Below are 20804 nucleotides of genomic sequence, written 5' to 3'. Positions count from 1 at the left end.
GAGTACTTGGTTTGGGACCAAGGTGTCGCAGGTTCGAATCCTGTCTTCCCGATTGGTCAATACTTAAATTGAGGCGATTGCCTTTTTTTTTATTTTTATATTTGATTTTGATTATTACTATCTGAAATTTCACATTGCATTTTCTTAAATGTTTTGTTACTTTTTTATGTCAAAACTAATAAATATGTAAAGAACTATCTTATCGATAGTTCTTTTTTTAAAAATTTGATATCCTAGACATATGAAAAGAATCAAAATTGATGTTGTAGTAGTTCCTTTAAGTGGACATTTGTACCCAACAATGAATTTATTAATACCCTTACTTAATAACCCTCGGTATGATATTCGCTTATTCACTGGTCCTCAAAAAAAAGCCGTTGCTGAGTCTGCAGGTTTTCATGTAGTTCCAATACTAGAAAATCACATTAAGGAATTTGAACGTGCAGCTAATAATGATCAGCAATTAGGGATATTATCAGCTTATCAACAACTTTCTTACAGTATTGATTTAATTAATGTAGTTTCAGATCAATTATTGGAAGAGTGGCAAATGAATCGCCCTGATATCGTCATTGCTGATTTTATAACCTTGTCTGGAGGTTTAGTAGCTAATCAACTTGGAATTCCTTGGATAACCACCATGGCTACACAATTTGTTTTAGAGACTACTGACGGCCCGCCTTGTCTAATTGGTGGAATGGGAAGTCCCAAGAATGGCTGGCAAGTTTCAGTACAATTTTTAGGTAGAACAGCAACTCGTTTAGTAAAACGAATTGTATCTTTTCTGCTTCGTGATCGCTTAAAAAGATATCATTTTAAATTGTATAATCAACTCGGTCATGAGACCATTTATTCTCCATATTCAATTCTTGGTATTGGTATGAAAGAAGTAGAATTAAAAAAGGGATTTCCAAAACACTACAAGTGGATTGGTCCTTCTGGTGCTTCAGTTGAGGCAGGAGAGGATTATTCTTTAGATTTGTCTCCTTTTATGGAGCGAAAGAAAGTTTTGATGACTTGTGGGACACAACTAGCTTGGGCAAAAGAAAATCTTATTTATCAAGCTACGCAACTTGCAAAAGCTCATCCTGATTGTCACTTTTTTGTAACTCGTGGTGTAGGTGGAGAGGCCTTCCAATGTGAAAATCTCATGGAAAACCTTTCTGTAGTTTCCTATCTCCCTTATAAGGAATACATTCCTCAGATGGATTATGTCATTCATCATGGAGGAGCTGGTATTTTTTATCAATGTATCATTTATGGTAAACCAGCTTTGATATTGCCTCATGATTATGACCAATTTGATTATGCCGTTCGTGGGGTTGAAGCCGGTGTTGCTTTCTCAGCTAAAAGAGATAATAGAGAGGCCATTGGACAAGCCTTTGAGGAGCTGTTAGCTAAAGAAAATTGGCCAGAATTAGAGACTTTGCGCCAAGCAGCACAGTCTTATCATCCGACGGAAATCTTAGAGAGCGAAATCCATCGTCTGCTGGCAAATAAGGAGAAGGAAAAATGAAAACAGTTTTAGTAACTGGAGCGACAGGTTTCTTGGGTAAATATGTCATAGAAGAATTAGTCGAGCATGGCTATCAAGTAAGAGCCTTTGGTAGAAATAGTCAGGTAGGGCAATCCTTGGAAGAATCTTCTGTCAGTTTTTTTCAGGGTGATTTGACAAAGGCAGAAGATTTATTAGAGGCTTGTCAAGGGATGGACATGGTTGTTCATGCTGGGGCTCTTTCAACTATTTGGGGGCCATGGGATGATTTTTATCAGACCAATGTTTTAGGAACCAAATATGTTCTTGATGCTTGTCGTCAAGTAGGTATGCAACGTTTAGTCTATGTATCCTCACCAAGCATCTATGCTGCTCCAAAAGATCAACTAGGGATCAAAGAAAGTGCTGCACCAGAGGAAAATAATCTCAATAACTATATACGTAGTAAATTGGCTTCGGAGAGACTCTTTAAAGATTATCCAGATGTTCCTAGTATTATCTTGAGGCCTAGGGGACTGTTTGGGATTGGAGATACCAGCATTTTGCCACGGGTGATCAATCTTAGTCAAAAAATTGGTATTCCTTTAATTGGAGATGGGCGTCAGCTCATGGACATGACTTGCGTGGAAAATGTTGCTCTCGCAATTCGTTTAGCCTTAGAAGTACCAGAAGCAAAAGGTGAGGTCTATAACATTACTAATGGCGAACCGAGGGCTTTTAGGGATTTGCTAGAGGAAAGTTTGAAAGGTTTGGGTTACCCAATCAAATATAGAAAAATTCCAGCATCTCTATTAGCAGGGATTGCAAGTAGTTTAGAGTTTCTTTACAAGTCTTTGAATCTGAAAGGGGAACCACCTTTAACACGATATACCTATTATCTACTTCGTTATAGTCAAACTCTAGATATTAGCAAGGCTGAGAGGGAATTGGGGTATCGTCCGAAAATTAGTATTTCAGAAGGGATTGAACAATATGTCCAAGATTATCGAAAGCATTGAGTATTTCCCAGCGGGATATTGTACGAGTTATGCCGGTTTGCTCTTTAAAGGTGTTAAGAATAGAAAGATGATTTTCCCAGCAGGCGTCTTTTTGATCAAACATAGGGATAAGGGCTATGTACTTTATGATACTGGCTATCACTACAATATTAAGACAAAACTAAGATATGCTTTATATCGCTTGGGGACGCCCGTTCAAATGACAGAGCAGGATCAGATTTCGCATTTGCTGAAGGCTAAAGGAATTAAACCAGAAGAAATTAATTATGTCCTGCTGTCTCATCTACATCCAGATCATTTAGGAGGGGCTAGCTTCTTTCCGAACGCAAGCTTTATTCTAACCCAGGAAGTGTATGATGTTTACAAGAAACCAAAACTAAAAGATTTAATTTTTAAAGAATTTTTGCCGAGTGACTTCGAGGAAAGATTGACAGTCATCAAGGCAGATCAGCAAAACTCCAACTTTTCTTATCGTCCGACCTATGATCTTTTTGGAGACGGAAGTATCCTGGTAGCTTCTATTGATGGGCATGCCAAGGGACAAGCTTGCCTCTTTATTCCAGACTATCATCTCTTTATCGCAGCAGACCTCTGTTGGGGCATTGATCTTTTGCCTTACACTAAACAGATGCATCTGATTCCTTCCTTGGTTCAAGATAGTAAGGAAGACTATATCAAAGGAACAGAGCTGTTAGAGGAAGTTTTAAACGATGGTATAGAGGTCCTAGTCAGCCATGACCCTGTAGAAAGGATTGAGCGAATTTTGTATGAAAAAAATAACCTTTCTTAAAACATTTATTCAAACTCGTTGGCTTCATAATTTTAAATCTCGAGAAGCCCTGGAAAGCTATCAGAAAAAGCAACTAGATGCCTATATGGAATTTCTAAAACGTAAATCACCTTATTTTAAAAATGGTGTACCTAACGACTTTGACCATATGGATAAAGCATTTATGATGACGCATTTTAATGAGCTTAATACTCAAGGTGTGGATCGAGATGAGGCCTTAGCTTTGGCTATCGAAAGTGAAAAGACTCGAAATTTTACAGAACTCAAAGGAGAAATAGCTGTTGGGCTGTCTTCTGGGACATCTGGACACCGGGGACTCTTTATCACAACTGAAAAAGAGAGAAGTATGTGGGCAGCAGCTATCTTGGCAAAGATGTTGCCCAAGGGCCAACTTTTTGGGCACCGCATAGCCTTTTTCCTCAGAGCGGATAATGAACTCTATCAGACCATCAATACGGCACTTATTCGTTTAGAGTACTTTGATATTTTTAAGAATACAGATGAACATATCGAGCGTCTCAATAGTTATCAACCGACCATTGTGGTGGCACCTGCTTCTATGTTGATTGAATTGAGTAAGCGCCTAAAGATAGGAGAATTAAGGATTCGTCCACAAAAAATCGTTTCGGTGGCTGAAATCTTGGAAGATAGTGATAAAGAGCGAATTTTGAGCGTTTTTGAGTTGCCGATTATTGACCAAGTATATCAAGCAACGGAAGGTTTCTTAGCTTGTACTTGCTCTGCTGGGAATCTTCATCTCAATGAAGATATCATATTTGTAGAAAAGCACTACTTGGATGAACGACGTTTTTATCCAGTCATTACTGATTTTAAGCGGAGCAGTCAGCCTGTTTATCGCTACCAGCTCAACGATATCTTGGTTGAGAATCCTGAACCTTGTCCATGTGGATCTCATTACACAAGGATTGACAAGGTCGAAGGGCGTTCTGACGACATCTTCTATTTTGATGGACAAGATGGAGGTCAGGTAACGATTTATCCTGACTTTATCAGACGTTGCATTCTCTTTGTGGAGAATGTTGGAGATTACCAAGTCAAACAACACTCTGAGAAGCTAGTGGAAGTTTGTTTGAGTCGAAGAGATGAGCAAGTAGAAACAGCGATCACAGAGCAGTTTCGATTTTTGGCGCAACAAAAAGAGTTTAAAGAACCTGAAATACAATTTTCAGATTATCATTGGGATACAAGTCGTAAGCTCAAACGTATCCAACGTTTATGAAAGGACAAAAAATTATGACAGAAGTAAAAAGACATGTAGAAATTGCAGGTTATGGAGTCTGCCTTCCAAAAAATACGGTGCAATTTAAAGACCAGACCCGTCATCGTGTGGTTGAAAATGAAGAAACGCAACTAGATTTGGCAGAAGCAGCTATCCAAGCTGCACTTGAAAATGCAAATTTGAGTATGAAAGACATTGATTGCCTGGTATCAGCTAGTGCGGTTGGTGTTCAGCCGATTCCTTGTACGGCAGCTTTGATTCATGAACGTGTGGCAAAAGGGCTCTCTATCCCGGCTATGGATATTAATACGACTTGTACAAGTTTTATCTCTGCTTTATCAACCATGTCACATTTGATTGAAGCTGGGGAATACCGTCGTGTTTTGATTGTATCCAGTGAAGTTGGTAGCTTGGGCCTCAATCCAAAGCAAAAAGAAAGTTATGAACTCTTTAGTGATGGAGCGGCTGCCTTTATTTTCCAAAAAAGTAGTCAGGACAAAGGAGTTATCGCTAGTCTTCAACGTACTTGGTCAGAAGGGGCTCACGATACTGAGATTCGTGGAGGCTTAACTTCTTATCAGCCAAAAGAATACTCTGAAGAGACCAAAACAAATTTTATGTTTGATATGAAAGGCAAGAAAATCCTCTTGCTTTCTGCTCGTGTCATCCCAGAAATGTTCCAAGAATTCCAAGAGAAATCAGGTATTTCTAAAGATGCTGTAGACTATATTATTCCCCACCAAGCTAGTCGCGCTCTTCCTTTGGTCATGGGAAAACTGGGTGTAGACGAAGACAAGTACCTTAATCTCGTTACGGATTATGGAAATATGGTCTCCGTTGCTGTACCTTTTGGTTTGGCTTATGCACTCGATCACGGATATGTGAAGGAAGGAGATACCATCTTCTTAATGGGAACTGCAGCTGGTATGACGGTCAATATGTTGGCTTTGAAATTGTAAAATAATAGCAGGCACCTATAAGTGGCCTGCTTTTTAAATTAATTTTAAACGTAGAACTATCGGCCTATACAGAAAAAGCTTGATAACTTTTATGAAACTAAGTATACTAGAATGTAACAAGCGTTTTCAGACAGTATATTAGGGAGTATACTTAGAAATTGAGAGGGAGATATGGGAATCAGAAAATTTCGCTTATTAATGTCCAAGTATGGCTTTAGTATTGCGATTATACTTATAGAATTAGTTCTTATTTTCGGAATTATTCTTTACATGAGCCAGATTGCTCCGATTATTTGGGTGACTCTTGTATTTTTGATCAGCGTAGCAACCGTTATAGCGATTGTCAATCGTTCGATGTCACCTGAAAGCAAAGTGACTTGGTTGATTGTGACCTTTGTACCGGTGTTTGGCCCACTGCTTTATCTCATGTTTGGTGAGAGAAGACTATCAAAAAAAGAACTGAAACAACTCCAGGAATTGAATTCTATTGCATTTCATGAGAATAATGGGCGTCAACTCCATTTGCAACTACAGGAAACAGACAAACCAGCTTACGGAATTATCAATGCCTTGCTACATATGGATAGTAATGCAGAAGTCTATGACCAGACAGATTCACAATTTTTCGCAAGTGGTGAGGAAATGTGGCAACAGATGCTGGAGGATCTTAAAAGAGCAGAAAAGTTTATTTTTCTTGAATACTATATTGTCGAAGAGGGCTTGATGTGGGACAGCATACTCGAAATTCTGGAAGAAAAGGCAGCTCAGGGAGTCGAGGTCAAGATGCTCTATGACGACATCGGTTGTATGGTGACTTTGCCTGGGGATTATACTGTTCATTTGCGTTCTAAAGGGATTGATGCTCATAAATTTAATAAGGTGATTCCTCGTATGACAGTGGCCTATAATAACCGTGACCACCGGAAAATATTAGTGATTGATGGACAAATTTCCTATACTGGAGGAATCAACCTTGCAGACGAATATATCAATCATATTGAACGTTTTGGACACTGGAAAGATAGTGGAATTCGGATCGATGGTCCGGCGACTCAAGCTTTTACCAGACTATTTCTCATGAACTGGTACATCAACCGTGGGGAAATCAGTGACTTTGATCAGTATCATTTGGAAAATCAGACACGATTTGGTAGCGGTCTTTGTATCCCATACGGCAGTGGACCTAAGCCAATCTATAAAACTAAGGTAGGGAAGATTGTTTATCAAAATCTGATTAACCAAGCAGAAGATTTTGTTTATATCACAACGCCTTATCTCATTATCGATTATGATTTAACAGAGGATATAAAAAATGCGGCGATGCGAGGCGTAGATGTGAGAATAGTCACGCCCCATATACCGGATAAAAAACTCATTCAACTTGTAACACGGGGAGCTTATCCAGATCTTTTATCTGCGGGTGTTCGCATTTTTGAATACACACCTGGTTTTATCCATAGTAAGCAAATGATTGTTGATGATCGATTTGCGGCTGTCGGCACTATTAACTTGGATTATCGTAGCTTGGTTCATCACTATGAAAATGCAGTACTACTCTACAAAACAGAGTCAATAGCGGATGTTCGCAAAGACTTTGAAGGAATCTTTGAACAATCTCAGGAAATCTTCTCGGATACCATAAATCCTACATGGTATCAAATGATGATTAAAGAAGTAACACAGTTATTTGCACCTATGCTTTAATTGAAAGAATTAACTGAGAATAGATGATTAGAGGAGAGGTTGGGACAAAAGTCCTAGCCTCTCAATTTTCTTTGGATTGTCGAGCAAGACGCAGTGGTTGAGTGGGCTTTACTACGCTGATTTCATCAGCTTTTACAGCCCTACTCAACTGTGCGGAGGTGGGACGACGAAATCGAATTCTAACGAATTACCGATTTCTGTCCCACTCTCTTTTTCTGTAAGCAGTTTCCTTGACATCTTATTTATTTTTCGTTATCATATGTCCATATAATATATGGGAGTCTGTGTACAGTCTGAGAGGAAGTGTTAAACTTCGACCGCACCTGATCTGGGTAATGCCAGCGTAGGGAACGATACTTGGCCTAATATTGCACCTTTTTCATATATGGAAGAGGTTTTTCTTTTTTTACAAAGAAAAACTGTAACTTAGAAGGAGGTTTGAATGAAAGCAAGCATTGCTTTACAAGTCCTGCCCCTATCACAAGGGATTGACCGCATAGCTGTGATTGATAAGGTCATTGCTTATCTGCAAGCTCAAGAAGTGACCATGGTGGTGACACCATTTGAAACGGTCTTGGAGGGGGAGTTTGATGAGCTTATGCGCATTCTCAAAGAAGCGCTAGAAGTGGCAGGTCAGGGAGCAGACAATGTTTTTGCCAATGTGAAAATAAATGTAGGAGAGATTTTAAGCATCGATGAGAAACTTGAAAAGTATAATGAGACGGCATATTAGTCTGCTAGGATTTTTGGGTGTCTTATCCGTTTGGCAGGTGGCGGGATTCTTAAAACTCTTACCAAAGTTTATCCTGCCGACACCACTTGAGATTCTCCAGTCTTTTGTTCGTGACAGAGAATTTCTTTGGTACCATAGTTGGGCGACCTTGAGAGTAGCCTTACTAGGTTTGGTCTTGGGTGTCTTGATAGCCTGTATCATGGCAGTCCTTATGGATAGCCTGAGTTGGCTCAATGACTTGATTTACCCCATGATGGTAGTTGTCCAGACCATACCGACCATTGCCATGGCCCCTATCCTAGTTTTATGGTTGGGTTATGGAATCTTGCCCAAGATTGTCTTGATTATCTTGACGACAACCTTCCCTATTATCGTTAGTATTTTAGATGGTTTTAGGCATTGTGACAAGGATATGCTGACCTTATTTAGTCTGATGCGAGCCAATCCTTGGCAAATCCTGTGGCATTTTAAAATCCCGGTCAGCCTGCCTTACTTTTATGCAGGACTTAGGGTCAGTGTCTCCTACGCCTTTATCACAACAGTGGTATCTGAGTGGTTGGGAGGCTTTGAAGGACTTGGTGTCTACATGATTCAGTCCAAAAAACTGTTTCAGTATGATACCATGTTTGCAATTATTATTCTGGTATCACTGATTAGTCTTCTGGGTATGAAGCTAGTCGATATCAGTGAAAAATATGTGATTAAATGGAAACGTACTTAAAATAGAGCGTTTTAGAAAAAGAAAAGAGGAAATAAAAATGAAGAAAACATGGAAAGTGTTTTTAACGATTGTAACAGCTCTTCTTGCTGTCGTGCTTGTGGCTTGTGGCCAAGGAACAGCTTCTAAGGATAACAAAGAAGCAGAACTCAAAAAAATTGACTTTATCCTAGACTGGACACCCAATACCAACCACACAGGGCTTTATGTTGCCAAGGAAAAAGGGTATTTCAAAGAAGCTGGAGTGGATGTTGATTTGAAATTGCCACCAGAAGAAAGTTCATCTGACTTGGTGATCAATGGTAAGGCGCCATTTGCTATCTATTTCCAAGATTATATGGCTAAGAAATTGGAAAAAGGGGCAGGCATTACTGCCGTTGCAACAATCGTTGAGCACAATACATCAGGAATTATCTCTCGTAAGTCTGACAATATCAATAGCCCTAAAGACTTGGTTGGGAAGAAATACGGAACTTGGAATGACCCAACTGAGCTTGCGATGTTGAAAACCTTGGTAGAATCTCAAGGTGGAGACTTTGAGAAGGTTGAAAAAGTACCAAACAACGACTCAAACTCGATCACACCGATTGCCAATGGAGTTTTTGACTCTGCTTGGATTTATTATGGTTGGGACGGTATTCTTGCTAAATCTCAAGGAGTGGATGCCAACTTCATGTATTTGAAAGACTATGTAAAAGAGTTTGACTACTACTCACCAGTTATCATCGCAAACAACGACTATCTAAAAGACAACAAAGAAGAAGCTCGTAAAGTCATCCAAGCTATCAAAAAAGGTTACCAATACGCTATGGAGCACCCAGAAGAAGCTGCAGATATCCTCATCAAGAATGCACCAGAGTTAAAGGATAAACGTGACTTTGTCATCGAATCTCAGAAATACTTGTCAAAAGAATACGCAAGCGACAAGGACAAATGGGGACAATTTGATGCTGACCGTTGGAATGCCTTCTACAAATGGGATAAAGAAAATGGTATCCTCAAGGAAGACTTGACTGATAAAGGTTTCACGAACGAATTTGTAAAATAATGACAGAAATTAGACTAGAACACGTAAGCTATGCCTACGATGATGAAAAGATTTTAGAGGATATTAACCTACAGGTAACTTCAGGTGAAGTGGTCTCTATCCTAGGCCCCAGTGGTGTAGGGAAGACTACTCTCTTTAACCTGATTGCAGGGATTTTAGAAGTCCAGTCAGGACGAATCATTCTTGACGGTGAGGAAAATCCCAAGGGGCGCGTGAGTTATATGCTCCAAAAGGATTTGCTCTTGGAACACAAGACTGTCCTTGGAAATATCATTTTGCCCCTCTTGATCCAAAAGGTGGACAAGGCAGAAGCCATTGCCAAAGCAGATGAAATTCTTGCTACCTTTCAGTTGACGGCTGTAAGGGATAAGTACCCTCATGAACTCAGTGGCGGGATGCGCCAGCGTGTTGCTTTACTCCGTACCTACCTTTTCGGGCATAAGCTCTTTCTTCTAGACGAGGCCTTTAGCGCTTTGGATGAGATGACAAAGATGGAACTCCACGCTTGGTATTTGGAGATTCATAAACAGCTAGGGTTGACGACGCTCATCATCACGCATAGTATCGAGGAGGCCCTTAATCTTAGTGACCGTATCTATATCTTAAAAAATCGCCCTGGTCAGATTGTTTCTGAAGTCAAACTTGATTGGTCTGAAGGCGAAGACAAGGAAGTTCAAAAAATTGCTTATAAACGCCAGATATTAGAAGAATTGGGCTTGGAACTATAGATAAAGAACTGAAAACAACTTAAACTACAAAAAAACTTCGGTACACTATTAATGATACCGAAGTTTTATTTTTCTATTTTATAATTCACTAATGTAAATCAATGATTTATTCTAATCCCATTGAGACTTTAGAAATAAGTAAGTAAGAGCCGTCCTCTTGTTTGTCAAAAGTAAGAGTAACAGACTTGATGTTATTGCCGGGTGCTACATAAGAAATTACTTTGTTTTCACGGTCTTTTTTCTTAGTCGTGCTTTCTTTAGATGGTTGGCCGTGTTCTTTTGTGACATCATCGTAATTTGTACCACCAGCTCCGCGTTGAAGAATATCTCCTTGTTTGAGAGCATCGAATTGTTCCTTGGTCCATGTAAATTCTTCTTCGGCTTGATTAGTAGACACGGTATCTTGAGCAGCATTCTTTTGGATTTGATTATAGATAACTTGACTACCCACAGCAAAAACAATAGATGCTACAGAAAGAACAGTACCAATAATAGCTAATACTTTTTTATTTTTACGGTTTAAGCATAAGCCAACAATACCTAGGATAAGTGCAAGGATAGCGATTAAGAATGAAATTTGATTGATACCAGGAATCCAAGAACCAAGGAGTGCAATAGCTCCTAAAACAATAGCTAGGATACCAAAAATTTTATTTTCTTGTTTCATAGCGAAACCTTTCTCAGCTTTAATTGTGAATCAGTATTTGCACATATTTGATACTTATTAACATACTTTCAAAGGATTTGAAAGCTAGCTGTAACTTCTTTATTATAACATAAATGTAGAATAGAAAATGAAATGGGAATTGCTTGCTATCAGTAGCTATTTTTTAAAACTCAGTATTTCCAAGGACTTAGCCTTAAAAATTTGACTTATAGAGTCTTAAATGATAGTATAGTCAAAGATAGTCAAAGTTTAAGAAGGAGGTAGCAAGCTATGAAATTTAAAAACACGTCAGACCATATCGAAGCCTATATCAAGGCGATTTTAGAACAATCTGGTATCGTAGAATTGCAACGAAGTCAGCTAGCGGATACCTTTCAAGTCGTACCTAGCCAGATCAACTATGTGATTAAGACTCGTTTTACAGAGAGTAGAGGATATCTAGTTGAGAGTAAACGTGGTGGTGGGGGCTATATTCGCATTGGTCGAATCGAATTCTCTAACCATCATGATATGCTCCGCGATTTGTTGTATTCACTGGGTGATGAGGTGAACCAAGTCATCTTTGAAGATGTCTTAAGACTCTTAGTCGAACAAGAACTCATGACCCGCCAAGAGATGAATCTATTATTAGCTATGGGGACAGACCGAATTCTAGGTGAGGAAGCTAATTATATTCGTGCCAATATGCTTCGTCAGTTGTTGCATGAAGTAGATAGAAAAGGAAAATAAAACGACATGAAATATTCAAAAGCATTGAGAGAATGCATCGATAGCGCCTTTTTGGTAGCGAGTCGCTTTGATGCAGATTACCTAGAGTCTTGGCATTTGCTGATTGCCATGGCCAATCATAGCTACAGTGTTGCTGGAGCAACTTTAAATGAATTCCCGTATGAGATTGATCGTTTAGAGGAAGTAGCTGTAGAATTAACAGAAGCAAACTTTAACCATAAGGAAGATTATAAGGAGCTCCCATTTTCCTATCGTTTGAACGTCTTGATGTTGGAGGCGGAACATGTTGCTTCGGTTGTACATGCCAAAGCATTGGGAACAGAGCATCTTCTCTACGCTATCTTGCATGATGGCAATGCCCTAGCTACTCGCATTTTGGAAAAAGCAGGATTTTCTTATGAAGACCAGAAAGATCAAGTCAAGATTGCTGGGCTTCGTCGTAGTCTTGAAGCGCGTGCTGGTTGGACAAAGGAAGATTTGAAGGCTCTGCGTCAGCGCCACAGATCAGTAGCAGATAAGCAAAATTCTATGGCAAATATGATGGGTATGCCTCAAACTCCAAGTGGTGGTTTGGAAGATTACACTCATGACCTCACAGAGCAAGCTCGTTCAGGCAAGTTGGAACCAGTCATTGGGCGTGACCAAGAAATCTCTCGTATGATCCAAATCTTGAGTCGAAAAACAAAAAATAATCCAGTTCTAGTTGGAGATGCAGGTGTTGGTAAAACAGCTCTGGCACTTGGCCTTGCGCAACGAATTGCCAACGGAAATGTGCCTGATGAGATGGCTAAGATGCGAGTCCTAGAACTTGATTTGATGAATGTGGTTGCGGGAACCCGTTTCCGTGGAGACTTTGAAGAACGTATGAACAATATCATCAAAGATATCGAGGAAGACGGTAAGGTTATCCTCTTTATCGATGAGCTTCATACCATTATGGGATCAGGAAGTGGTATTGATTCGACCTTGGATGCGGCCAATATCCTGAAACCTGCCCTAGCGCGTGGAACTCTGAGAACTGTTGGGGCAACCACTCAGGAAGAATACCAAAAACACATCGAAAAAGACGCAGCCCTTTCTCGTCGCTTTGCAAAAGTGATGATTGAGGAACCAAGTGTGGCTGATAGTATGGCTATCTTGCGTGGCTTGAAAGCAACTTATGAGAAACACCACCATGTCCAAATTACAGATGATGCAGTCGAAACAGCTGTCAAAATGGCACATCGCTATTTGACTAGTCGTCACTTGCCAGACTCAGCGATTGATCTTTTGGATGAAGCGGCAGCAACTGTCCAAAATAAATCAAAGCACGCTAAAAAAGATGAGTCAGGTTTAACAGCAGCGGACAAGGCCTTGATGGATGGCAAATGGAAACAAGCAGCTCAGCTCATTTCAAAAGAACAGGAAGTTCCAGTCTATAAAGATCTAGTAAAAGAGTCTGATATTTTGACAACACTCAGTCGCTTGTCAGGTATTCCAGTTCAAAAATTGACACAAACGGATGCCAAGAAGTATCTCAATCTCGAAACTAAACTTCATAAACGTGTTATCGGGCAGGAACAAGCGGTATCAAGTATCAGTCGTGCCATTCGCCGAAATCAATCGGGTATTCGCAATAACAAACGTCCAATTGGATCCTTTATGTTCCTTGGACCAACAGGTGTTGGTAAAACTGAATTAGCCAAAGCCTTGGCAGAAGTTCTCTTTGATGATGAGTCAGCCCTCATTCGTTTTGACATGAGTGAATACATGGAGAAATTTGCAGCCAGTCGTCTCAATGGCGCACCTCCAGGTTATGTAGGCTACGAAGAAGGTGGAGAGTTGACCGAGAAGGTTCGTAACAAACCGTACTCAGTCTTGCTCTTTGACGAGGTAGAAAAGGCCCACCCAGATATCTTTAATGTGCTCTTGCAGGTCTTGGATGATGGTGTCTTGACAGATAGTAAAGGTCGCAAGGTTGATTTCTCAAATACCATTATTATCATGACGTCAAACCTTGGTGCGACAGCTCTTCGTGATGACAAGACAGTCGGTTTTGGAGCTAAGGATATTCGTTTTGATCAGGAAAATATGGAAAAACGGATGTTCGAAGAGTTGAAAAAAGCTTATCGTCCAGAGTTTATCAACCGTATTGACGAAAAGGTGGTCTTCCACAGCTTGTCAAGTCAAGATATGCAGGAAGTGGTTAAGATTATGGTCAAACCATTGATTGCAAGTCTCGCAGAAAAAGGCATTGACTTGAAACTTCAAGCATCTGCCCTTAAGCTTCTAGCTCAGAAGGGATATGATCCAGAGATGGGAGCTCGCCCACTGCGCAGAACTCTGCAAACAGAAGTAGAAGACAAACTTGCAGAGCTCCTTCTTACAGGTGAACTGAAAGAAGGCAAGACCCTTAAGATTGGTGTCAAAGCTGGTCAATTGAAATTTGAGATTGTTTAAAATTGTGAGGTTGGAACAGATTGTTTCAGCCTCTTTTTTTGGGAAGTTGTTACTCAAATAAGCATTTGAATTGTGCATTTAGTTTAAGGAGTTCAAAAACGAATTTCTACTGATCAAGTTTTGTATATCAAGAAAAAATCCGATCATGTAGAAAATATTTTTATAAAAATTAATAAAAAAGTGTTGACAAACAATAGAAGGAGTAGTATGATATAAAATATAAAAAGTTATAAAAAGGTTGAAAAGACATGAAAAAAAGGATAGCAGTGGTTTTTGGAACCTTTGCTCCCTTGCATCAGGGACATATTGATTTAATCCAAAGAGCAAAACGACAATGCGATGCTGTATGGGTGGTAGTTTCAGGTTATAAGGGAGATCGTGGTGAACAGGTTGGACTTACACTACAAAAGAGGTTTCGCTATATTCGTGAAGCATTTCGAGATGATGAGTTGACCTCTGTTTGCAAACTTGACGAAACCAATATCCCTCGCTATCCAATGGGCTGGCAGGAGTGGTTGAAACAGATGTTGCAGGCCATTTCCTATGACCAGACTGGTGAGGAACTAATCTTTTTTGTAGGAGAGTCCAAATACCAACAAGAATTGTCAGAACGTGGTTTCGAGACTGTTCTACAGGGAAGAAAATTTGGAATTTCGGCTAGCATGATTCGTGAAAATCCAAGCAAATATTGGAAATATATCGCTCAACCTTTCCGCCGTCAGTTTACGAAAAAAGTGTTGATTATGGGAAGTGCTAGTAATGGGAAAACGAATCTAGCCAAGGATTTAGCTCGCTTTTATGATGCGCCAGTCAGTCTGGAGTATGCTCGTGAGTATCAGATAAAAAATAATGTCCGAGATGATGAGCTTACCCCAAAAGATTATTATTACCTTCTTTTAGGCCAATATGATCAAACTTCCAAGTTAATCGATAGCAATGCCAATCGAGGCCTAGTCATTGCAGATACCAACTCACTAGTAACCAAGGGCTACTACGATTACTACATGGAAAGCGAAGAGCAGGAGGACTTGTCCGTAGAGACCTTTGATAATCTCTTTGTTTCCATCTTAGCCAAGGAAAAGTGGGATTTAATCCTCTTTGTGCAACCTATTGGCTCCTATGTCAATGATGGTTTTCGCGACATGACCATGGCAGAAGACCATATCCGTCACAGTTTTTCTCAGCATTTGGATATGATGATGGAGCAATATCTAGGCAATATCCCTCATATTTATCTAGCTGATGACTATCTAGGAAATTATGAAGCAGCAAAAGTAGCTATTGATGCCATTTACCAAGCAGATTAGGAGAAGAAAATGAAAAAAAGAACTGAAAAAATCACACGATTTATTGAAAACTTTAAAAATGTTCACGCAGAAGCTCGTAAAATTGGTTTTGCAGGAGTTATGCGTTTGATTTGGAAAGACCTCTTTGTGGGCCGTAGTCTTTTCCAGTGGCTCTATTTGATTGCTTTATCAAGTGTTCCTCTTATTCTGGAGTTTACACAAAATACAGAAAGTCATGACTGGATTGGTCTCTTGGCCTCTTGGACAGGGATTGTCTGCGTTATCTTAGTAGCTGAAGGTCGAGCTAGTAACTACCTTTTTGGAGCTATTAACTCTGCAATCTATTTGGTCCTAGCTATGAATGCGACTTTCTACGGTGAAGTTTTGACAACAGTTTATTTCTTTGTCATGCAGCCTATTGGTCTCTATACTTGGTTGTCTAATCGGATCAATGAGCAGGGAAGACCAGAGGAATCTCACTTTGAAGCTAAGAAACTCGGTCTGATTGATTGGCTCAAGTACTTGGCCTTGACTGCTATCATCTGGATTGGCATGGGATTAGCCTACCAAAGTATCAACAGTGCTCGTCCTTTCCGTGACAGTGTTACCGATGCGACCAATGGTGTTGGTCAGCTCTTGATGACACGTCTTTATCGTGAGCAATGGATTTTCTGGATTGCAACCAATCTCTTTAGTATCTACCTCTGGTGGGGTGAAAACATTCATATCCAAGGAATGTACTGGGTCTACACCCTCAATAGTCTAGTCGGTTGGTACCAATGGACTAAGGCTGTCAAGGAGGGATAAGATGACTGAAACGATAATCCCGGCTGGAATGACAGAGAGAGAATATTTTGAGATTCATGCGACTGAGAAGGAATTTTTAGACTGGTACTGCAAACAGGATCTTCCTCAGTATGAAAGACCGAGCGTGACGGTGGATATGGTAGCTTATTGCTTTGTGGAAGGGAAAATCAAACTCTTACTAATCCGCCGTAAGGCCCATCCTTATCAGAACTGTTTGGCCTTGGTCGGTGGTTTTATGGATAAAGGGGAAGATGCTGCCCATGCTTGTCAGCGTGAAGTGAGAGAGGAGGTTAACCTTGACCTTCCTTTGGAAAAAATCGAACAGTTGATGACAGTATCTACTCCAGGTCGTGATCCGCGGGGCTGGACGGTTACTATCGCCCACTTGGTGTATCTACCTAGCCACGCACTTGATCTCGTTCAAGCTGGTGATGATGCCAAGGATGTGGTTTTTGTCGATGTTGATTTTCAGACGGGCAAGTGCTTCCTAGAGGGACTAGAGCTGGGGGAGCAAGCCTTCGCCTTTGACCATTATGCCATTATCCAAGAGTCTATTAAACGAATCCAGGGGCGTCTTGACTGGAATCCGACCTTTCTCTATCTGCTAGAGGAGGAATTCACTGTCTATGAAGGAACCGAATTAGTCAATCTCATCAACCCAGGACGACCAATCGTCAGCAATAACTTTCTCGTAAAATACGGTGAGTATGTAGAAGAAGTTGGGCTCAAACGAGTGCCTAAAAAGAAACCAAGAAAAACCTATCGCTTGAAATAAAAATCTTGAGAGCAGAAATCGATAGCCCAAGTTTTGGTTTCCTAGTTTTAGTCCTGAGAAGTTTCAACAAGTCCGATGACTGGTTGAGCTTGAGAATGGAGAAAATAAAGTTTGTATCAAAAGTCAATTCAGCCATCGTGTCAAAGACTTATTAGTCATAAAAAAGTGAGGTCGGGATTTTGTCCCGACCTCTTTTTGTTTAAGGATGTTTATCTTTATTAGAATTGCTCATGATTCGAATGAATAAATCTTTGTATTTATATTTTAAATAATGTTCGTGTAAATACAATAAAGCCACGTAGACAATCATGAAAATGGCAGTTAGGTAGAACAAATCAAATGTTGTTTGAGCGTAATGAGTAGCACCCCCATAAGAAACGAAAGCAGCTAAAATCAACCAAGGAAGATACTTGTAATAGTTTCTTAACATAAGCCTACACCTCCAATATCCTATTTCAATTTTATTATAGCCCTTCAAGAAAAAAATGCAAGCGATTACACTTGTAAAATATAGTATTTTTAGTAGGAAAAATTTCCTGTTTTTTAAATTTTTAACGAATAATAGAGATAGGAGGATTAAAAAGAACAAATATAAACCAAAACCATATATAAATAGTTGACAAACCCTAAAACAAATATTACAATAACATTACAGAAGTATTTCATAACATTTCAAAAAGATTACACAGGAGGCGCATCATGAAAACAAAACATTCAATTCGTTTACTAGCAGTAGCAGTATTGGCTTCAACTTTGCTTTTAGGAGCATGTGGTAATAAAAAAGAAGAAGCTAAAAACGACAATGCCAATAAAACAACACAAACCACGTCAAGTTCAAAGGCAAGTTCTTCAAACAAAGAAAGTAAAACTCAAGCTTCAACAAGTACTACGACTTCAGAAAAAGCTAAATCTTCCTCTGAACAAGCTTCAAGTCCAACAACTCAGAATCAAGAATCCAACCAAGCTGCACCAACTCCCCAAGCTCCTCAGCAACAGGAAACTCCATCTCAACCATCTTCTAATCAGCAAGCTTCACAAAGTCAATCTAATCAAGCAAGCCAGTCAACTTATGACCCAACGACTGACCGCAAATTACAAGACCAACAGGCGGAGCATAATAAACGTTACAAAGGCGTTTTAACCATGGTCGATGGTGATTTTTCAGCAGCAGCAGGAAGCTGGAAGGGGGCCAATGGCGAGACTATCACTGTCTCATCAGGAGGTCAATTTACAGTGGAATCTGTTGATGGCAAGAAAGAAAACTACTCTATCCAAGGCTATGCCTATACTCTTGATGATGGTAAATATAATGCCAAAATTGGTGGTGGAAAAATCATCCAGATTACAACAGGAGCAGATGGTACAGTTTCTAGTGTTGTCTTGATTCAACCATAGAATCTGGCGGTAAAACTTTTCTCAAAACAAATGCAAACCCGTAACTCAGTTGAAGTTACGGGTTTTTGTAGTCTTTTATACTTTCTTTAACTGCAAGAGGGCTTCAATCTCAGCCAGAGTGCTGGCTTGTGAAATGGCTCCACGGAGTTTAGCAGCACCAGATGTGCCTCGAAGGTAGTGAGGAGCCAGTCCACGGAATTCACGAACGGCAATATTCTCACCTTTAAGGTCAATCAAGCGTTTCAAGTGCTCGTAGGCGATTTTCATCTTGTCTTCGAAGGTCAGATCAGGAAGGATTTCTCCAGTTTCAAAATAGTGATTGATCTGGTTAAAGAGGTAAGGATTTCCCATAGCTGCGCGCCCAATCATAACGGCGTCAGCACCGACTTCCTCGATGCGTTGTTTAGCTTCTTGGACCGTACGGATGTCGCCGTTGGCGATAAATGGAATCTTGGTTAGAGCTTGTGCAACCTTATGAAGGGTCTCTAGGTCCGCGTGACCAGTGTACATCTGTTCACGTGTACGGCCGTGCATAGCGAGGGCAGAGACACCTGCAGCTTCGGCAGCTAGGGCATTCTCAACTGCTAGGGATGGGTCAGACCAGCCCGTACGCATTTTGACAGTGAGGGGGATATCAAGGACAGATTGGACCTTGTTGATGATAGAGTATATCTTATCTGGGTCCTTGAGCCACATAGCCCCAGCTTCGTTTTTCACGATTTTGTTAACTGGACAGCCCATGTTGATATCGACGATATCGGTCTTGGTGTTTTCTTGGATGAATTCTGCTGCGCGAGCTAGGCTATCTTCATCGCTACCAAAAAGTTGGATGGAAACAGGGTTTTCGCCCTCGTCGATATGAAGCATGTGTAAGGTTTTTTCGTTGTTGTATTGGATACCCTTATCAGAGACCATTTCCATAACAACGAGGCCTGCACCCAGCTCTTTTGCGATAGTACGAAAGGCTGAGTTGGTCACACCTGCCATGGGTGCGAGGACCGTCCGGTTTGGGATCTCGACGTTCCCAATCATAAAAGGTGTATTAAGATTTGTCACGAATGAGTTCCTCCAGGTCGTTTTCATCAAAGTTATAAGTTGTTTGGCAGAATTGACAAGTGATTTCTGCCCCGTGGTCTTCATCCTTCATTTCCTGTAAATCTGAGCTTGGGAGGCTAGCGAGAGCATCCATAAAGCGTTCTTTGCTACAGTCGCATTGGAAACGAATTTCTTCTTCGGACAGACGTTTGTAGGGCTCGTCACCATAGATTGCCTTGAGGAGGGCTTCAATATGGTCATCGCTTTCCAGAAGAGTTGAAATGGCTGGCATCTCTTGGATGCGTTTTTCAAAACGAGCGATTTCTTCCTCTTTGGCATTTGGCAATACTTGGAGCAAGAAACCACCTGCAACTTCGACCTTGTCATCTTTGTCTAAAAGGACATTGAGGCCGACTGCTGAAGGCGTTTGTTGACTTTCTGTAAGATAGAAAGCTAGGTCTTCACCGATTTCTCCAGAGATAAGAGGAGTCATGGAATTATAGGGATTTCCAGTGCCATAGTCTGTAATCACTAGAAATTGACCGTTTCCGACAAAAGGTCCAACGAGGACTTCTCCTGTTGCAGTCTTTTTAATGTCAACTCCAGGGTTTTGAACATAGCCTTTGACGTTACCCTTAGTATCTGCAACTGTGATAATAGCACCGAGGGAGCTCGTTCCAAGAACCTTGACGGTTAGCTTGGTATTTCCTTTTTCGTTGGCAGCGAGAATTTGGCTGGCAATTAAAGTACGACCAAGCGCTACAGTTGAACTAGCTTGGGTTTGATGTTTTTCTTGAGCAGTTCGGACTGTTTCTGTGCTGTCAAGGACAAAAGCACGAAAAGCCCCGCTTTCTGATATAGTTTTAATAATTTTATCCATAGCTACTATTTTAGCATAAAAATGCCCAAAGAGGGAGTGGTGTGTTTGCTATCGCTTTAAACTAATTTATTTACATCAGTGAAATAATGAAGAAAGAATTAAATTAAGCTAAAATGTGCTTTTTAAAAATGGTAAACAGTTGAAAATGAAGAGAATAAAGTGGTAAAATGGGAGAAAGATAAAATAGTAATTGTATATTGTGAAAACATAATGAAAATTTACAGAAAAGAATCTAATATGAATAAAAAGAAGCCATACTATGTTTTTTTTGGACAAACTGTCCTGTATTTTATTATTTTACTTGGTTTGCTTTACTTCTTTAGCTATCTTGGTCAGGGTCAAGGCGGCTTTATTTACAACGAATTCTAAAGGAGATCC

21 protein-coding genes and 1 riboswitch are annotated in these 20804 nt (G+C 40.2%); of the genes, 17 read left to right on the top strand and 4 right to left on the bottom strand.

Features of this window, described 5'->3' with window-relative positions; genetic code table 11:
- Positions 1-241: 241 nt before the first annotated feature.
- The 10 genes from M1F91_RS08585 to M1F91_RS08540 all read left to right on the top strand — a co-directional run bounded on the left by M1F91_RS08585 (position 242) and on the right by M1F91_RS08540 (position 10413).
- Positions 242-1516 carry a glycosyltransferase gene (locus M1F91_RS08585; RefSeq protein ID WP_247913374.1) on the top strand — a complete coding sequence of 425 codons (1275 nt, stop codon included), beginning with the start codon at positions 242-244 and terminating at the stop codon, positions 1514-1516.
- Complete coding sequence (locus M1F91_RS08580; protein WP_247913373.1) at positions 1513-2493, top strand: NAD(P)-dependent oxidoreductase; 981 nt, start codon at positions 1513-1515, stop codon at positions 2491-2493. Before M1F91_RS08585 ends, M1F91_RS08580 begins: the two co-directional genes overlap by 4 nt.
- Positions 2468-3283: an MBL fold metallo-hydrolase gene (locus M1F91_RS08575; RefSeq protein ID WP_247913372.1), complete on the top strand. Its 816-nt coding sequence runs from the start codon at positions 2468-2470 to the stop codon at positions 3281-3283. Before M1F91_RS08580 ends, M1F91_RS08575 begins: the two co-directional genes overlap by 26 nt.
- On the top strand, positions 3261-4523 hold the full coding sequence (locus tag M1F91_RS08570) for a F390 synthetase-related protein (protein ID WP_247913371.1): 1263 nt from the start codon (positions 3261-3263) through the stop codon (positions 4521-4523). The genes M1F91_RS08575 and M1F91_RS08570 overlap by 23 nt, the downstream gene beginning before the upstream one ends.
- A gap of 14 nt (positions 4524-4537) precedes the next feature.
- Positions 4538-5482, top strand: coding sequence for a 3-oxoacyl-[acyl-carrier-protein] synthase III C-terminal domain-containing protein (locus M1F91_RS08565; RefSeq protein ID WP_247913370.1), 945 nt, complete (start codon positions 4538-4540; stop codon positions 5480-5482).
- A gap of 171 nt (positions 5483-5653) precedes the next feature.
- Entirely contained in the window at positions 5654-7186 is a 1533-nt protein-coding gene (gene cls, locus M1F91_RS08560) for a cardiolipin synthase (protein WP_247913369.1), read from the top strand.
- 264 nt (positions 7187-7450) lie between these two features.
- A riboswitch (TPP riboswitch) is annotated at positions 7451-7553 on the top strand.
- A gap of 75 nt (positions 7554-7628) precedes the next feature.
- Positions 7629-7919 (top strand): thiamine-binding protein, encoded by a 291-nt coding sequence (locus M1F91_RS08555; protein ID WP_000647682.1) that lies wholly within the window; start codon positions 7629-7631, stop codon positions 7917-7919.
- Positions 7882-8640: an ABC transporter permease gene (locus M1F91_RS08550; RefSeq protein WP_247913368.1), complete on the top strand. Its 759-nt coding sequence runs from the start codon at positions 7882-7884 to the stop codon at positions 8638-8640. The genes M1F91_RS08555 and M1F91_RS08550 overlap by 38 nt, the downstream gene beginning before the upstream one ends.
- A 37-nt stretch (positions 8641-8677) precedes the next feature.
- Positions 8678-9685 carry an ABC transporter substrate-binding protein gene (locus tag M1F91_RS08545; protein WP_247913367.1) on the top strand — a complete coding sequence of 336 codons (1008 nt, stop codon included), beginning with the start codon at positions 8678-8680 and terminating at the stop codon, positions 9683-9685.
- Positions 9685-10413 carry an ABC transporter ATP-binding protein gene (locus tag M1F91_RS08540; protein WP_247913366.1) on the top strand — a complete coding sequence of 243 codons (729 nt, stop codon included), beginning with the start codon at positions 9685-9687 and terminating at the stop codon, positions 10411-10413. Before M1F91_RS08545 ends, M1F91_RS08540 begins: the two co-directional genes overlap by 1 nt.
- A 106-nt stretch (positions 10414-10519) precedes the next feature.
- Here the strand turns inward: M1F91_RS08540 and M1F91_RS08535 are convergent, their stop codons facing one another.
- Complete coding sequence (locus M1F91_RS08535; protein WP_247913365.1) at positions 10520-11080, bottom strand: CD20-like domain-containing protein; 561 nt, start codon at positions 11078-11080, stop codon at positions 10520-10522.
- Between the two features lie 270 nt (positions 11081-11350).
- Here M1F91_RS08535 and M1F91_RS08530 point away from each other — a divergent pair, with 270 nt between their 5' ends.
- From M1F91_RS08530 to M1F91_RS08510, 5 genes are all read left to right on the top strand, one after another.
- Entirely contained in the window at positions 11351-11809 is a 459-nt protein-coding gene (locus M1F91_RS08530) for a CtsR family transcriptional regulator (protein WP_247913364.1), read from the top strand.
- Between the two features lie 6 nt (positions 11810-11815).
- Positions 11816-14248 carry an ATP-dependent Clp protease ATP-binding subunit gene (locus M1F91_RS08525; protein WP_247913363.1) on the top strand — a complete coding sequence of 811 codons (2433 nt, stop codon included), beginning with the start codon at positions 11816-11818 and terminating at the stop codon, positions 14246-14248.
- A 248-nt stretch (positions 14249-14496) separates the two neighbouring features.
- The gene (locus M1F91_RS08520) at positions 14497-15555 is read left to right on the top strand and encodes an AAA family ATPase (RefSeq protein ID WP_247913362.1); all 1059 of its coding nucleotides are present in this window, start codon (positions 14497-14499) and stop codon (positions 15553-15555) included.
- Positions 15556-15564: 9 nt separating this feature from the next.
- Positions 15565-16341 carry a nicotinamide riboside transporter PnuC gene (gene pnuC, locus M1F91_RS08515; protein ID WP_247913361.1) on the top strand — a complete coding sequence of 259 codons (777 nt, stop codon included), beginning with the start codon at positions 15565-15567 and terminating at the stop codon, positions 16339-16341.
- Between the two features lies 1 nt (position 16342).
- Entirely contained in the window at positions 16343-17116 is a 774-nt protein-coding gene (locus tag M1F91_RS08510; protein WP_247913360.1) for an NUDIX hydrolase, read from the top strand.
- A gap of 199 nt (positions 17117-17315) precedes the next feature.
- Here M1F91_RS08510 and M1F91_RS08505 read toward each other — a convergent pair whose 3' ends face one another.
- Positions 17316-17546, bottom strand: coding sequence for a hypothetical protein (locus M1F91_RS08505; protein WP_004254045.1), 231 nt, complete (start codon positions 17544-17546; stop codon positions 17316-17318).
- 269 nt (positions 17547-17815) lie between these two features.
- Here M1F91_RS08505 and M1F91_RS08500 point away from each other — a divergent pair, with 269 nt between their 5' ends.
- Positions 17816-18511 (top strand): hypothetical protein, encoded by a 696-nt coding sequence (locus tag M1F91_RS08500; protein WP_247913359.1) that lies wholly within the window; start codon positions 17816-17818, stop codon positions 18509-18511.
- 75 nt (positions 18512-18586) lie between these two features.
- Here M1F91_RS08500 and dusB read toward each other — a convergent pair whose 3' ends face one another.
- Complete coding sequence (dusB, locus tag M1F91_RS08495) at positions 18587-19567, bottom strand: tRNA dihydrouridine synthase DusB (protein ID WP_247913358.1); 981 nt, start codon at positions 19565-19567, stop codon at positions 18587-18589.
- Entirely contained in the window at positions 19554-20426 is an 873-nt protein-coding gene (hslO, locus tag M1F91_RS08490; RefSeq protein ID WP_247913357.1) for an Hsp33 family molecular chaperone HslO, read from the bottom strand. Before hslO ends, dusB begins: the two co-directional genes overlap by 14 nt.
- A gap of 237 nt (positions 20427-20663) precedes the next feature.
- On the opposite strand from hslO, the gene M1F91_RS08485 reads away from it, so the two are divergent.
- Positions 20664-20795: a teichoic acid D-Ala incorporation-associated protein DltX gene (locus M1F91_RS08485; protein WP_247913377.1), complete on the top strand. Its 132-nt coding sequence runs from the start codon at positions 20664-20666 to the stop codon at positions 20793-20795.
- The last annotated feature ends 9 nt before the right edge of the window (positions 20796-20804 follow it).

It is taken from the genome of Streptococcus sp. oral taxon 431 (genome assembly GCF_023110115.1).
GTDB lineage: Bacteria > Bacillota > Bacilli > Lactobacillales > Streptococcaceae > Streptococcus.
The sequence above is the reverse complement of the archived record's forward strand: the minus strand, read 5'-3'. Positions and strand labels throughout refer to the sequence as shown.